Source organism: Microbacterium testaceum StLB037, assembly GCF_008763945.1.
Taxonomy (GTDB): Bacteria; Actinomycetota; Actinomycetes; order Actinomycetales; family Microbacteriaceae; genus Microbacterium; species Microbacterium testaceum_G.
On sequence record NZ_VTQH01000001.1, the window covers coordinates 110,243 to 122,028 of the forward strand.

16 protein-coding genes are annotated in these 11,786 nt (G+C 71.4%); 5 read left to right on the forward strand and 11 right to left on the reverse strand.

Going from position 1 to position 11,786, the window contains the following annotated elements:
• The first annotated feature begins 36 nt into the window (after positions 1-36).
• On the forward strand, positions 37-849 hold the full coding sequence (locus tag F9B98_RS00565) for a ParA family protein (RefSeq protein WP_150951508.1): 813 nt from the start codon (positions 37-39) through the stop codon (positions 847-849).
• Positions 850-1,036: 187 nt separating this feature from the next.
• Here the strand turns inward: F9B98_RS00565 and F9B98_RS00570 are convergent, their stop codons facing one another.
• From F9B98_RS00570 to F9B98_RS00580, 3 genes are all read right to left on the reverse strand, one after another.
• Complete coding sequence (locus F9B98_RS00570; RefSeq protein WP_150951509.1) at positions 1,037-1,582, reverse strand: MerR family transcriptional regulator; 546 nt, start codon at positions 1,580-1,582, stop codon at positions 1,037-1,039.
• A gap of 96 nt (positions 1,583-1,678) precedes the next feature.
• The gene (locus F9B98_RS00575; protein ID WP_150951511.1) at positions 1,679-2,365 is read right to left on the reverse strand and encodes a MerR family transcriptional regulator; all 687 of its coding nucleotides are present in this window, start codon (positions 2,363-2,365) and stop codon (positions 1,679-1,681) included.
• On the reverse strand, positions 2,365-2,853 hold the full coding sequence (locus tag F9B98_RS00580; protein WP_150951513.1) for an FHA domain-containing protein: 489 nt from the start codon (positions 2,851-2,853) through the stop codon (positions 2,365-2,367). Before F9B98_RS00580 ends, F9B98_RS00575 begins: the two co-directional genes overlap by 1 nt.
• Before the next feature lie 270 nt (positions 2,854-3,123).
• On the opposite strand from F9B98_RS00580, the gene F9B98_RS00585 reads away from it, so the two are divergent.
• Positions 3,124-3,765 (forward strand): copper resistance protein CopC, encoded by a 642-nt coding sequence (locus F9B98_RS00585; protein WP_225310169.1) that lies wholly within the window; start codon positions 3,124-3,126, stop codon positions 3,763-3,765.
• Between the two features lie 9 nt (positions 3,766-3,774).
• Complete coding sequence (lpdA, locus tag F9B98_RS00590) at positions 3,775-5,172, forward strand: dihydrolipoyl dehydrogenase (protein ID WP_150951515.1); 1,398 nt, start codon at positions 3,775-3,777, stop codon at positions 5,170-5,172.
• A 217-nt stretch (positions 5,173-5,389) separates the two neighbouring features.
• On the opposite strand, the gene F9B98_RS00595 is transcribed toward lpdA, so the two are convergent.
• Complete coding sequence (locus F9B98_RS00595; protein ID WP_150951517.1) at positions 5,390-6,034, reverse strand: CYTH domain-containing protein; 645 nt, start codon at positions 6,032-6,034, stop codon at positions 5,390-5,392.
• Positions 6,031-6,258: a response regulator gene (locus F9B98_RS00600; protein WP_150951519.1), complete on the reverse strand. Its 228-nt coding sequence runs from the start codon at positions 6,256-6,258 to the stop codon at positions 6,031-6,033. Before F9B98_RS00600 ends, F9B98_RS00595 begins: the two co-directional genes overlap by 4 nt.
• Before the next feature lie 67 nt (positions 6,259-6,325).
• Between F9B98_RS00600 and F9B98_RS00605 the strand changes: the two genes are divergently transcribed.
• Entirely contained in the window at positions 6,326-7,081 is a 756-nt protein-coding gene (locus F9B98_RS00605) for a glutamine amidotransferase (protein ID WP_150951521.1), read from the forward strand.
• Between the two features lie 84 nt (positions 7,082-7,165).
• Here the strand turns inward: F9B98_RS00605 and F9B98_RS00610 are convergent, their stop codons facing one another.
• From F9B98_RS00610 to F9B98_RS00635, 6 genes are all read right to left on the reverse strand, one after another.
• A complete protein-coding gene (locus tag F9B98_RS00610; RefSeq protein WP_150951523.1) occupies positions 7,166-7,894 on the reverse strand; it encodes an NAD(P)H-hydrate epimerase in 729 nt (242 codons plus the stop codon).
• A complete protein-coding gene (locus F9B98_RS00615) occupies positions 7,887-8,957 on the reverse strand; it encodes a YihY/virulence factor BrkB family protein (protein WP_150951525.1) in 1,071 nt (356 codons plus the stop codon). Before F9B98_RS00615 ends, F9B98_RS00610 begins: the two co-directional genes overlap by 8 nt.
• A 67-nt stretch (positions 8,958-9,024) precedes the next feature.
• Positions 9,025-9,504, reverse strand: a complete 480-nt coding sequence (locus F9B98_RS00620; protein ID WP_150951527.1) for a prepilin peptidase — start codon at positions 9,502-9,504, stop codon at positions 9,025-9,027.
• 3 nt (positions 9,505-9,507) lie between these two features.
• The gene (locus F9B98_RS00625; protein WP_150951528.1) at positions 9,508-9,804 is read right to left on the reverse strand and encodes a DUF1905 domain-containing protein; all 297 of its coding nucleotides are present in this window, start codon (positions 9,802-9,804) and stop codon (positions 9,508-9,510) included.
• Between the two features lie 63 nt (positions 9,805-9,867).
• The gene (locus F9B98_RS00630) at positions 9,868-10,302 is read right to left on the reverse strand and encodes a DUF2809 domain-containing protein (RefSeq protein WP_150951531.1); all 435 of its coding nucleotides are present in this window, start codon (positions 10,300-10,302) and stop codon (positions 9,868-9,870) included.
• 41 nt (positions 10,303-10,343) lie between these two features.
• Complete coding sequence (locus tag F9B98_RS00635) at positions 10,344-10,910, reverse strand: mismatch-specific DNA-glycosylase (RefSeq protein ID WP_150951533.1); 567 nt, start codon at positions 10,908-10,910, stop codon at positions 10,344-10,346.
• 57 nt (positions 10,911-10,967) lie between these two features.
• Between F9B98_RS00635 and F9B98_RS00640 the strand changes: the two genes are divergently transcribed.
• On the forward strand, positions 10,968-11,759 hold the full coding sequence (locus tag F9B98_RS00640; protein ID WP_150951535.1) for an alpha/beta fold hydrolase: 792 nt from the start codon (positions 10,968-10,970) through the stop codon (positions 11,757-11,759).
• Positions 11,760-11,786 lie beyond the last annotated feature (27 nt).

Genomic DNA, 11,786 nt, shown 5'->3' on the forward strand with positions numbered 1-11,786 from the left:
GTGCTCACAGCCTAGGGGAAGGTAACGTGGACTCTCGTGCACGTACTCTCCGTCAGCTCTCTCAAAGGCGGGGTCGGCAAGACGACCGTGACACTCGGGCTGGCTTCCGCAGCCTTCGCACGTGGCGTTCGCACTCTCGTCGTCGACCTCGACCCCCAGTCCGATGTGTCGACCGGGATGGACATCCAGGTCGCCGGTCGGCTCAACATCGCCGATGTCCTGGCCAACCCGAAAGAGAAGGTCGTCCGACAGGCGATCACCTCCAGCGGGTGGGCGAAGGTGCATCCCGGCACGATCGATGTGCTCATCGGCAGCCCCTCGGCCATCAACTTCGACGGCCCGCACCCGAGCGTGCGCGACGTCTGGAAGCTCGAAGAGGCCCTGGCGACCATCGAGGCCGACTACGACCTCGTGCTGATCGACTGCGCCCCCTCGCTCAACGCCCTCACGCGCACCGCGTGGGCCGCGAGCGACCGCGTCGTCGTCGTCACCGAGCCCGGCCTGTTCTCGGTCGCCGCCGCCGACCGCGCCCTCCGCGCGATCGAAGAGATCCGCCGCGGTCTGTCGCCGCGCCTGCAGCCGCTCGGCGTCGTGGTCAACCGTGTGCGCCCCCAGTCGATCGAGCACCAGTTCCGCATCAAAGAGCTGCGCGACATGTTCGGCCCGCTCGTGCTCAACCCGCAGCTGCCCGAGCGCACCTCGCTCCAGCAGGCGCAGGGCGCGGCCAAGCCGCTGCACGTCTGGCCCGGCGACTCCGCGCAAGAGCTCGCGGCCGACTTCGACGCCCTTCTCGACCGGATCGTGCGCACCGGCCGCATTCCCGTCGAGTCCGAGGCCTCCCAGGCTTGACCCGGTCCCCTCAGACGCCGCCCCGCTGCCGCGCAGCCGGGCGGCGTCTGTCGTTCCCCTTCTCACGCGCGTGAGGGGTCGCCTTCTGTCGCCCAGGACGCCCGCAGGCGACACGAAGTGACCCCTCACGCGAAAGCAGAAGAATCCCGGATGCCGTAGCATCCGGGATTCGAAAGAAGAAGGCGACTCAGGCGGTGCGGGCGGCGCGGCGCGCGGCGAGCTCGTCGACAGCGTCGGGCGTGGCGCTCTCGAAATCGACCAGGGTCGATTCGACCTCGCGGAGGACCTTGCCCACGGCGATGCCGAAGACCCCTTGGCCGCGGCTGACGAGGTCGATGACCTCGTCGTTCGAGGTGCACAGGTAGACCGAGGCGCCGTCGCTCATGAGCGTGGTACCCGCGAGATCGCGGATGCCCGCAGCGCGGAGCTGATCGACGGCCGTGCGGATCTGCTGCAGAGAGATGCCGGTGTCGAGCAGGCGCTTCACGAGCTTGAGCACGAGGATGTCGCGGAAGCCGTAGAGACGCTGCGAACCCGAGCCGCTCGCGCCGCGCACCGTCGGAACGACGAGCTCGGTGCGGGCCCAGTAGTCGAGCTGGCGGTACGTGATCCCGGCGGCGCGGGCGGCGACCGCTCCGCGGTAACCGATGTCGTCATCCATCTCGGGCAGACCGTCGGTGAAGAGGAGGTCGGCGGCGAACCGAGGTTCACCGAGTGCGTCGCCAGCGTTCATGCTCGCGTCCCTCCTCATCGGTTCGTTTCCTCCACGCTAGATCAGCGGAGGTCCCCCGGCAATGACATCCGCTCCGAGGGCCGCGGCGTGTCGCGATCAGGTCAGGATTCGCTCGAGCGCGTCGCGCACGAACATCGCGCGCACCTCGTCGAGGCGGGCCGCGAGCTCGGGGGCGAGCTCGCTCGCGCGCGCCCGGGAGGGGGCGTCGGGACGACGCAACAGCGCCGACAGGGCCGACTCCACCAGCGAGACCTCTCGTTCCGCGCTCTGGCGCAGGGACCGGATGTGCCGGGGCTCGATACCGTGCCGGTCGAGGGCGACCAGGGCCCGCAGCAGCGTGACGGTCTGCTCGGAATAGGTGTCGGCGGCGGCGATCACGCCCGTGCTCACCGCGTCGTTCAGCAGCTGCGGGCGGGCACCCGCTGCGGTCAGGAGTTCTTCGCGCCGGTAGCGGCGCGGCGCGCTCGTCATCGACGGGATCGAGGTCGGCGGCGCCGGGTTGCGGCCCGCGTCGAGGTCGGCGAGGTAGTCGCGGATGACGACGAGCGGCAGGTAGTGGTCGCGTTGCAGCGTCAGCGCGAGACGCAGGCGCTCCAGATCGGCCGGCGAGAACTTCCGGTAGCCCGACTCGGTACGCGTCGGAGACACGATCCCCTGCACCTCGAGGAACCGGAGCTTGCTCGAGGTGAGCGCCGGGAAGTCGGGGGTCAGGCGCGCGAGCACCTGCCCGATGCTGAGCAGCCCCGCAGCCGTCTGTCGACTACGGGAGGGGGCTGCCGCCATCAGTGCTCTGCCGCGGGCAGGTCGACCGGCGAACCGAAGAAGTTCAAGCGGAACTTGCCGATGCGCACCTCGGCGCCGTTGACCAGGGCGGAGCGGTCGACCCGTTCGCCGTTGACGTAGCTGCCGTTGAGCGAGCGCTGGTCGACGATCTCGAACGCGCTGCCCGATCGCAGGATCTCGGCGTGGCGGCGCGAGACGGTGACGTCGTCGAAGAAGAGGTCGGCCTCGGGGTGGCGGCCGACGGTCGTCACGTCGGTGTCGAGGAGGTAGCGAGCGCCCGTGGTCGGACCCGAGCGCACGATCAGCAGAGCTGCTCCCGAGGGCAACGCCTCGATGGCCTCGAGCTCGGCCTCGGTGAGGTCGGCACCGAAGGGCACGAACGACAGGTCGGCGTCGTGGGTCTGGGTCGTGTCGTGCGAACCACCGGCTGCGGCGGCGTCGGCCGCGCGCCGGATATCGTCTCGCTCGAATCGGCGGGTCTCGTCCACGGCTTCTCCTTCATATTCACCATAACCGATCGGTCGCCGCTGATCGGGTCGACCGACTTCGAGCGGGCCATGGTGATGCGTGATGTGTCTGTATCCGTCGAGACCGGGCACCGCGACATGGGGGATGCGGAGACGGTCGACGAGACACTCGAACCTATCGACCCGAGCACGCCCCTGTCGAGTCCGCTTCACCTCTCGGTCCGCGAGGTGCGCTTTTCGCGCTGTGCACGCTCCCAGACCGGTCGCCCCTGCTCTCGTTAGGGTCGGAAGGTGACTTCCTCCGAGACGCGCCGCCGTCGCACCCTCCCCGCCGTCCTGGCCGCGGGCCTTCTGGCCGCCGCCGCACTGCTCGTCCCGGCCCTGCCGGCCGCCGCTCACGACGAACTCGTCTCGACCGACCCCGCCGCCGACGCGATGCTCGACGCCCTCCCCCCGCAGCTCACGCTGACCTACAGCGCCGACATCCTCACCGACGCCGGGGCGAGCGTCATCGAGGTCACCGACTCCACGGGAGCGTCTCTCACGGAGGGCGCCCCGACCGTCTCGGGCACCGAAGTGACGCAGGCGCTGGCGGGTTCGGCATCCGGAACCGTCTTGGTGAGATGGCGCGTCGTGTCGAGCGACGGTCACCCCATCGACGGGGAATTCGCCTTCTCGGTACCCGCGGCCGCCGCGACTCCCACCGCGACCGCCACCCCCACGGCGTCGGCGAGCCCCGCCGCCGTCGAGAGCGCGACACCCTCGACGGCGACCGAGGTCACGGCCGTGCCGACGGAGAACGCCTCGGAGGCGTCTCCCCTGCCTTGGATCCTCCTCGCGGTCGCCCTCGTCATCGTGGCCGGGGTGCTGGTGTATGTTTTCGCCTCCCGCGCGGGGCGGAAGACCGCCGGTGGCGGCACCTCCGGGCGATAGGCTGGAACCATGCCTCATTACGATCTGGTCATTCTTGGTGCGGGTCCCGGCGGGTACGTCGCCGCCGTCCGCGGCGCACAGCTCGGACTGTCGGTCGCGATCATCGAAGAGAAGTACTGGGGCGGTGTCTGCCTCAACGTGGGCTGCATCCCCTCCAAGGCCCTCCTGCGCAACGCCGACCTCGCGCACACGTTCCACGCGAAGGCCGACCTGTTCGGCATCTCGGGGGAGGTCACCTTCGACTTCGGCAAGGCGTTCGACCGCTCGCGCAGCGTCGCCGCCGGCCATGTCAAGGGCATCCACTACCTGATGAAGAAGAACAAGGTCACCGAGTACGAGGGTCGCGGCTCCTTCGCCGACGACCACACGATCGATGTGACCAAGACCGACGGCTCGAAGGAGCAGGTCACCTTCGACAACGTCATCATCGCTACGGGCTCGACCGTGCGCCTGCTCCCGGGCGTCACCCTGAGCGAGAACGTCGTCACCTACGAGGAGCAGATCCTCACCCGCGAGCTCCCCGAGTCGATCGTCATCGTCGGCGCCGGCGCCATCGGCATGGAGTTCGCCTACGTCATGACGAACTACGGCGTGAAGGTCACGATCATCGAGTTCCTCGACCGTGCGCTGCCGAACGAAGACGCCGAGGTCTCGAAAGAGATCCAGAAGCAGTACAAGGGCTACGGCGTCGACATCCTCACCTCGACCAAGGTCGACACCGTCACCGACCACGGCGACAAGGTCACCGTCGCGTACACCGCGAAGGACGGCTCGACGGGCTCGATCGACGCCGACCGCGTGCTCATGTCGATCGGCTTCGCCCCCAAGGTCGACGGCTTCGGTCTCGAGAACACCGGCGTGAAGCTCACCGAGCGCGGCGCGATCGACATCGACGACCACATGCGCACGAACGTGCCGCACATCTACGCGATCGGCGACGTCACCGCCAAGCTGCAGCTGGCCCACGTGGCCGAGGCGCAGGGCGTCGTGGCCGCCGAGACCATCGGCAAGGCCGAGACGCAGACCCTGGGCGACTACCGCAACATGCCCCGCGCGACCTTCTGCAACCCGCAGGTCGCCTCGTTCGGCCTCACCGAGCAGCAGGCGCGCGACGCCGGTCACGACATCAAGGTCGCGAAGTTCCCCTTCTCGGCCAACGGCAAGGCGAACGGCCTCGGCGAGCCCGTCGGCTTCGTCAAGCTCGTCGCCGACGCCGAGACGCTCGAGCTCATCGGCGGCCACCTCATCGGCCCCGACGTGTCGGAGCTGCTGCCCGAGCTGACCCTCGCGCAGAAGTGGGACCTCACCGCCCTCGAGGCGGCTCGCAACGTGCACACCCACCCGACGCTGTCGGAGGGTCTGCAGGAGGCGTTCCACGGCCTGACGGGACACATGATCAACCTCTGATCGCCCTGCGCACGAAGGCCCGCCCGGTTCGTCCGGGCGGGCCTTCGTCGTTCGGCGGCGTCGCGCCGACCCGCGGGGTCGCGCCCGCGGCGGGTCCCCCTTCGCGAAACGGCACCTCGCTGATGTGTCGGCGTCAGGGTGCAGCCGTTCTGTCAGCGAGATGCCGTCTCGGCGTCAGGAGAGACAGCGCGCGCCTCGACACCGCCCGAGTGCGGGCTCAGTGGCCGAGGGCGCGGGCGAGCTTGGAACCGGATGCCGCGGGGCGGCCCCCCGCAGCGGACACCGCCGCGTCGACCGCCGCGAAGAACGCCGCGCGACCCTCGTCATCGGTGGGCGCGGCGGGGCCGAGCTCGACCTCCCACTCGCGCCACGCGGATTCCACGCCGCGACGCTCGTCGCGCGCGCGGACGCGGTCGTCGACGAACTCGGCGACCTCGTTCCCGTCCGCGTCGAGCAGGGCGTACGCCGTGCGGTTGTTTCGCACCCGTGCGAGCGGGGTGAACGGGGGCGCGGCGACCGAGGACACGGCATCCTGGATCTCCTCCGGCACGACCGGGTCGGCGTCGGGATCGACGTCGGCCTCGAGCGGCCACTGCGTCTCGGTGCGACCCGCGCCCTCGACCGGGCCCTTCACGTGCCAGCCCGCGTCGGGACCGCCGGTCCGACGCCGCACCGCGATGCCCGCGCGTGCGAGGTCGGCTCCGGCGGTGTCGAGGTAACGGGCGTCGAGGTCGCGCGGCTCGGGGGCGCCGACCCGCGTCACGCCGGGCAGAGCCGACCAGTCGGGAAGGGGCGTGTCATCGTCGACGTCGTACTTCGACTCGACCTCGACGTTCGACGACCCGTCGGGGGCTGCGCTCAATCGTCGCGTCCGTCGGCGTCGGGGTTGATGTCTTCGGTCTCTTCGGAGAAGACGAAGACGGCCTGCGTGGGGCCGTCGGACTCGCCCGTGTTCTCGAGCCCGCCGTCGCGACGGTAGACCAGCTGGCCCTCGCTGTAGGGCATGATCAGGGTGTCGTCGGTCTCGTTCTCGAGGGGGAGCACCTGCCCGTCGAGCGGGCCTCCGGTCAGTCGTGCAATAGCCATGTCGTCAGCGTAGACCGCTTCACCGACACCGCCCGGCACCTTGACAGCCCTCCCCTACAATCGCTGGGTGACCTCGACCGACCTGCCCGGTGAACGCCCCTTCGTGCTGCTCGCCACGCGCGCCGAGGACCGCCCCGCCGACGAGGAGTACGCCCTCTTCCTGCGCTTCACGGGCCTGCCGCCCGAGCGCCTGCGGCGCGTGCGGCTCGAACGCGACCCGATGCCGGCGTTCGATCTCGACGAGGTGTCGGGCATCATGGTCGGCGGCAGTCCCTTCAACGCCTCCGACCCGATCGAACGCAAGTCCGCCGTCCAGCAACGCGTCGAGGCCGAGATGGCGGCCCTCGTCGAGGAGGTCGTGGCACGAGACCACCCCTTCCTCGGGGCCTGCTACGGGGTCGGAACCCTGGGGACGCATCTCGGGGCGCCCATCGATGGGACCTTCGCCGAACCGATCAGCGTGGTCGACGTTTCGCTGACCCCCGCCGGGCGTACCGATCCGCTCGCGGAGGGAATGCCCGAGACCTTCCCTGCTTTCGTCGGCCACAAAGAGGCGATCAGCGCCCTCCCGCCCGCCGCGACCCTGCTCGCGTCGTCCCCGACCTGCCCCGTGCAGATGTTCCGGGTCGGCGAGAATGTCTACGCGACCCAGTTCCATCCCGAACTCGATCTCGACGGCATCGTCACGCGCATCCACGCCTACGCCCCGTACGGCTACTTCGCGGCGGACGAGCTCGATCTCACGCTGGCCGCCGTTCGGCGCGCCGCCGTCACGGCTCCCTCGCGGATGCTGCGGACCTTCGTCGAGCGCTACGCCCGCTGACCGACAGGGCGCGGGACGCGTCCGGCCCGCCGGGACCACGCCCACGAACGCCAGGTCGGCAGCGGTTCCGCGCGCGGCGACGCCTCAGGAACGACCGCGCGCGGCGACCCGGACGACCGCGACGGGAGCGGTGACCGCGGGGTGCGCGAGCTGCAGGTAGGGCTCCAGCCCCAGATCGACCAGGTGCACCCGGCCAGCCAGTTCCGGGCCCCGACCGCGAACGAGGCCCGCCTTGAGCGCGCCGAACGTCACCGTGACGTCGGCCGCGAGCACAGCGGCATCCGCGGTCCCGTCGTCGGGGTCGAGACCGCTCGGCACATCGACGGCCACGATCGACGGTCGCCGGTCGAGACCGCGGATGCACTCGACCAGGGCACGCGCTCCGCCGCGCAGGCGTCGATCGGCGAGGCGCCCGATGCCCAGGATGCCGTCGAGCACCAGCGCGTAATCAGCCATGTCGCCGCACGCCTCCGACGCCGACCGCACGCGTGCTCCCGCGGTCACGGCGGCATCGAGCGCGGCCCGGTGCACGCGATCGCGCACGAGCACGATGTCGACGCGGTCGGCGACCGCGCAGAGCTCGGCCGCGGCGTACAGGGCGTCTCCCCCGTTGTCGCCCGCGCCGGCGAGCACCAGGACGGGCCCGGGCCGTGTCGTGAGCAGCTGGGCGACGACCTCGGCGAGGGCCGCCGCGGCCCACCGCATGAGCGGCCGCCCCTCGGCCAGCAGCGGCTTCTCCGCCGCACGCACAGCGTCGGCGCTGTAGGCGGGGACGCGCTCCCCCGCGACGACGCCGTTCGCGGGCTCACTCATTGCCGGACCCCGCACGCACCTCGGCGCGGTCTTCGCGACCGGCCGCGGCGGGATCGGTCCCGGCGAGCGTTTCGCGCTCCTTCGCCTCGGCCGCCCGTGCGGCCTCGAGCTCGCCCGTGGCGGCGCGCACCGCCTTCTCGGCGCGACGGACGCGGAACTGGATCATCGTCGACGCGCCGTACTTGGCCCGGACGCGGTCGTGATCCTCCTCGGTGGCGACCGTGATCCACGCACCCGCGATGAGGATGACCTGGCTCGACAGGTTCAGCCAGAGCAGCAGGGCGATGAGCGAGGCGAACGTCGTCAGCAGCGGGTTATTGCCCGCCCCGCCGACGAACAGCCCCGACAGCTGCTGCAGGACGACGAGCCCCACACCGCCGAGCAGCGCCCCGCGCAGCAGCGTGCGGCGGCGCGTCTTGAGGCCCGAGAGCGCCGCGAAGGCGACGGCGACCGCGGCGGTGTCGAGCACCAGGACGATCACCGTCGAGAGCAGCCACGTCACCACCGCGGTGATCCAGGAGTCGGCGGAGATGCCGAGCAGTCCGCGGACGAACGTCAGACCGGCCGTGGCCAGGAAGGTCACGATCGCCGCGCCGACGAGGGCGACGCCGATGCCGATGGCGACGGCGAGGTTGCGCACGATGACGAGGATCGGGAGCGTGTCGTCGGTGGCGATGCCGGCGATCTGCCGAAGGGCCGAGCGCAGCGACCCGATCGCGCCGATGGCCGCGCCGAGCAGACCCAGGGTTCCGATGACCCCCGCGACGGTGAACTCGGTCGGAGCCTCGATCTTGCTGACATCGAGCAACTTGTCCGGCCCCACGAGGCCGGGCACGACGTTGTTGACCGATCGCTCGAGAGCCGAGAGGGCCTCGGGGTTTCCCGACAACCAGATCGCGGCCGCCGAGAACCCGATGAGCACCGCGGCGAAGAGGCTGAAGAGGGTGCGGTACGTGACGCTGTCGGCGAGCATGGGGCCACGCGCGCCCGAGTAGACGAGGAAGGCGCGCACGAGACGGAGCCGCAGCGCCCACGCCGTGACACGCCGGATGAGGTCAGCCATGGCGCCAGGCTATCGGCGCACCCTTGGGCGTCATGCGGGCTTGACCACCGGGGCCGAGCGCGACAGGTCAGCCCGACGGCATCCCCTCCCCCGGTCCGCCGAGCAGCCGCACCCACGCGCCCGCCAGCAGCCACGGTCCGTACGCGATCTCCGCGCGCCGATCCCCCGCGAGCAGGACGCCGGCCGCGGCGACCCCGCCGAGCAGAAGAGCGAGAAGCAGGCCGGATGCCACGGCCTCGGGCCCGTACCACCCGAGCGGCGCTCCGACGAGGGCGGCGAGTTTGACGTCTCCCCCACCGAACGCCCCCGGCCGGGCGCGGTGCAGCACGAGGGCGACGGCGAACGCCGCGGCCGCACCCCCGCCGACGCCGACAGCCCGCGCCGGGTCGCCGGTACGCACGGCTTCGGCCCCCAGCAGAGCGGTCACCACCAGCAGCGACGGGAGCACCACGGCATCCGGCAATCGGTGCGTGCGCACGTCGATCACGGCGAGCGCGACGCCGGCCACGGCGAACACCCCGGCGGCGAGCGCGAGCAGCACCGGCACGACTCAGGCGTCGAGGACGAACAGATCGACCCGCACGACCGACCCCGGGTCGATGGACTCGGCGTCGCGCACCGCGCGCTTGAGGGGCAGCACGTAGACGCCCCCGGCCTGCGGGAAGATCGAGGTGCGGAAGGTGGTGCCGCCGATGGTCGCGTCGACCCGCACCCCGCCGAAACCGCGGCGGTAGGTCTGCGTCTCGCGGATCTCCCCGCTCAGCTCGGGCGGCAGGGCGACGAAGTACCAGTCGCTGTCGCTGCGCGCCTCCCAGCGGAAGACGTCTCCCTCGAACCGCACTCTCATCGCCGCTCCCCTCCCTCTCGCGAGGTGGTCACGTTACCGTGCGGCGGCTGCCCGCGACGGGGGTTATCCCCTGGGGAGGAGCCTCGAGCCCTCCCGGCCGCCCGCGGGCACCGACCGCCCGACGGCCCGCCCGACGACGACATCCGCTGCGACGGCGATCACCGCCGCGCATACGTACACGACGAGGTCGCGCGCGTCGAACCCCGTCCCGAACACGAGCGCGAGGGGCCGGAACCTCTCCGCGAGCTCGAGGGGGATCCCCGTCGCCTGGAACAGCTCGACGGCCACGCTCCACCCTCCGGCGATGAGCCCGACAGCCCACGGCTGAAGGCGCGGGACCAGCACGACGACCCCGGCGTACACCGCGACGGTGTAGAGCGCGTCCCCGGCGATGTCGGTCGCAACGCTCGAGGGCAGCACGAGATGGACCACGAGCCCGGCAGCGACGACGGCGACCAGCGCGAGGAGGGCGATCACGCGGCGTCGAGTGGGCGGCATCCCGCCATCGTCACACGTTCTCGCGCGATCCGGGAGCCTGCTCAGCGGATCAGCCCCGCCGCGCGCGCGGGATCGGCGTAGGCGCGGGCGAGGGAATCCACCGTGTCGTGGGCGTTCAGTCCGCTCGGATTGGGCAGGACCCAGGTCGGCACGCCCGCGATCTGCTCGTCCTGCCGCCCCGCGGTCGCACGCGGGCGTTGGAAGCCCTGGCGGTAGGCGGTGAGGCCGACGATAGCGACGGCCCGGGGCCGCCACCCGGCGACCCGATCGACGAGGGCCTGGGCGCCCTCCCGGAGCTCCTCGCGCGACAGCTCGTCGGCCCGCGCCGTCGCCCGCGCGACGAGGTTCGACACCCCCACCCCGGCATCGAAGATCAGGCGGCGGTCCTCCTCACCGAGCGGCTCCGAGTAGGCGGGAAGGCGCGGAAGGATCCCCGCCTTCACCAGCGCCGGCCAGAACCGGTTGCCGGGTCGCGCGAACGGGGTGCCGGTGGCCGCGGTCCACAGACCCGGGTTGATGCCGACGAACAGCAGACGGACGCCCGGCTCCACGAGGTCGGGGCGCGTGGCATCCCGGTACGACTCCAGCTCGGCACGCGTATATCCCATGAGACCACTATGACCACTACCCGATACGCCCGGCCCCGCTCTGCCAGGATCGGAGGAATGGATGCCGTTCCCGCCCTGACCGAGGTCCCTCCCGCACAGTTCGTCATCGTCGGCGACAACGTGCGCCTGGCCACCTACTCATGGGGCGACGTCGAGGCCGACCCCGTCCTGTGCGTGCACGGCTTCGGGTCGAGCACGCGCGACAACTGGGTGAACACCGGCTGGGTCCGCGATCTGCTGCGGGCCGGCTACCGCGTGATCGCCGTCGACCAGCGCGGTCACGGGGCCAGCGAGAAGCCGCACGATGCCGCGTCGTACACGATGCCCACGCTCGTGGCCGACCTGGTCGCCGTGCTCGACACGTACCTGCTCGACCAGGTGCGCTACCTCGGATACTCCCTCGGCGGGCGGGTGGGCTGGCAGCTCGCCGTCGACGCCCCCGAACATGTCGAGCGCGCGGTGCTCGGCGGCATCCCGGACGGTCGTCCTCTCGCCCGGTTGCGGGTCGACCAGGCTCGCGCCTTCCTCGATCACGGAGAACCGGTTCAGGATGCCACGACCCAGCGCTACGTCTCGCTCGCCGAGCGCGTGCCCGGGAACGATCTGCGGGCCCTGGTCGCGATCGCCGAGGGGATGCGGCTGGGTGAGACCGACCCCGACCCCGCGTCGCCCCCGCAGCAGCCCGTGCTCATCGCCACGGGGACCGACGACCCCATCCACGACCAGTCGCGGCACCTCGCGGGGCTCCTCCCCCGCGGGGAGTTCGCCGACATCCCCGGTCGGCACCACGTGAACGCCCCCGGCGCGCGGGCGTTCCGCGAGGCGGGCATGGAGTTCCTGGGTCGCTGACGAGGTATCCGCGCCCGGGCGGCCGGC

Excerpts from the sequence above, each read along its gene's own strand:
- F9B98_RS00640 (WP_150951535.1), top strand. The coding sequence starts at position 10,968 with ATGGATGCCGTTCCCGCCCTGACCGAGGTCCCTCCCGCACAGTTCGTC.
- F9B98_RS00600 (WP_150951519.1), bottom strand. The coding sequence starts at position 6,258 with ATGGCTATTGCACGACTGACCGGAGGCCCGCTCGACGGGCAGGTGCTC.
- F9B98_RS00610 (WP_150951523.1), bottom strand. The coding sequence starts at position 7,894 with ATGAGTGAGCCCGCGAACGGCGTCGTCGCGGGGGAGCGCGTCCCCGCC.
- F9B98_RS00635 (WP_150951533.1), bottom strand. The coding sequence starts at position 10,910 with ATGGGATATACGCGTGCCGAGCTGGAGTCGTACCGGGATGCCACGCGC.
- F9B98_RS00615 (WP_150951525.1), bottom strand. The coding sequence starts at position 8,957 with ATGGCTGACCTCATCCGGCGTGTCACGGCGTGGGCGCTGCGGCTCCGT.
- F9B98_RS00570 (WP_150951509.1), bottom strand. The coding sequence starts at position 1,582 with ATGAACGCTGGCGACGCACTCGGTGAACCTCGGTTCGCCGCCGACCTC.
- F9B98_RS00625 (WP_150951528.1), bottom strand. The coding sequence starts at position 9,804 with ATGAGAGTGCGGTTCGAGGGAGACGTCTTCCGCTGGGAGGCGCGCAGC.
- F9B98_RS00575 (WP_150951511.1), bottom strand. The coding sequence starts at position 2,365 with ATGGCGGCAGCCCCCTCCCGTAGTCGACAGACGGCTGCGGGGCTGCTC.
- lpdA (WP_150951515.1), top strand. The coding sequence starts at position 3,775 with ATGCCTCATTACGATCTGGTCATTCTTGGTGCGGGTCCCGGCGGGTAC.
- F9B98_RS00630 (WP_150951531.1), bottom strand. The coding sequence starts at position 10,302 with ATGCCGCCCACTCGACGCCGCGTGATCGCCCTCCTCGCGCTGGTCGCC.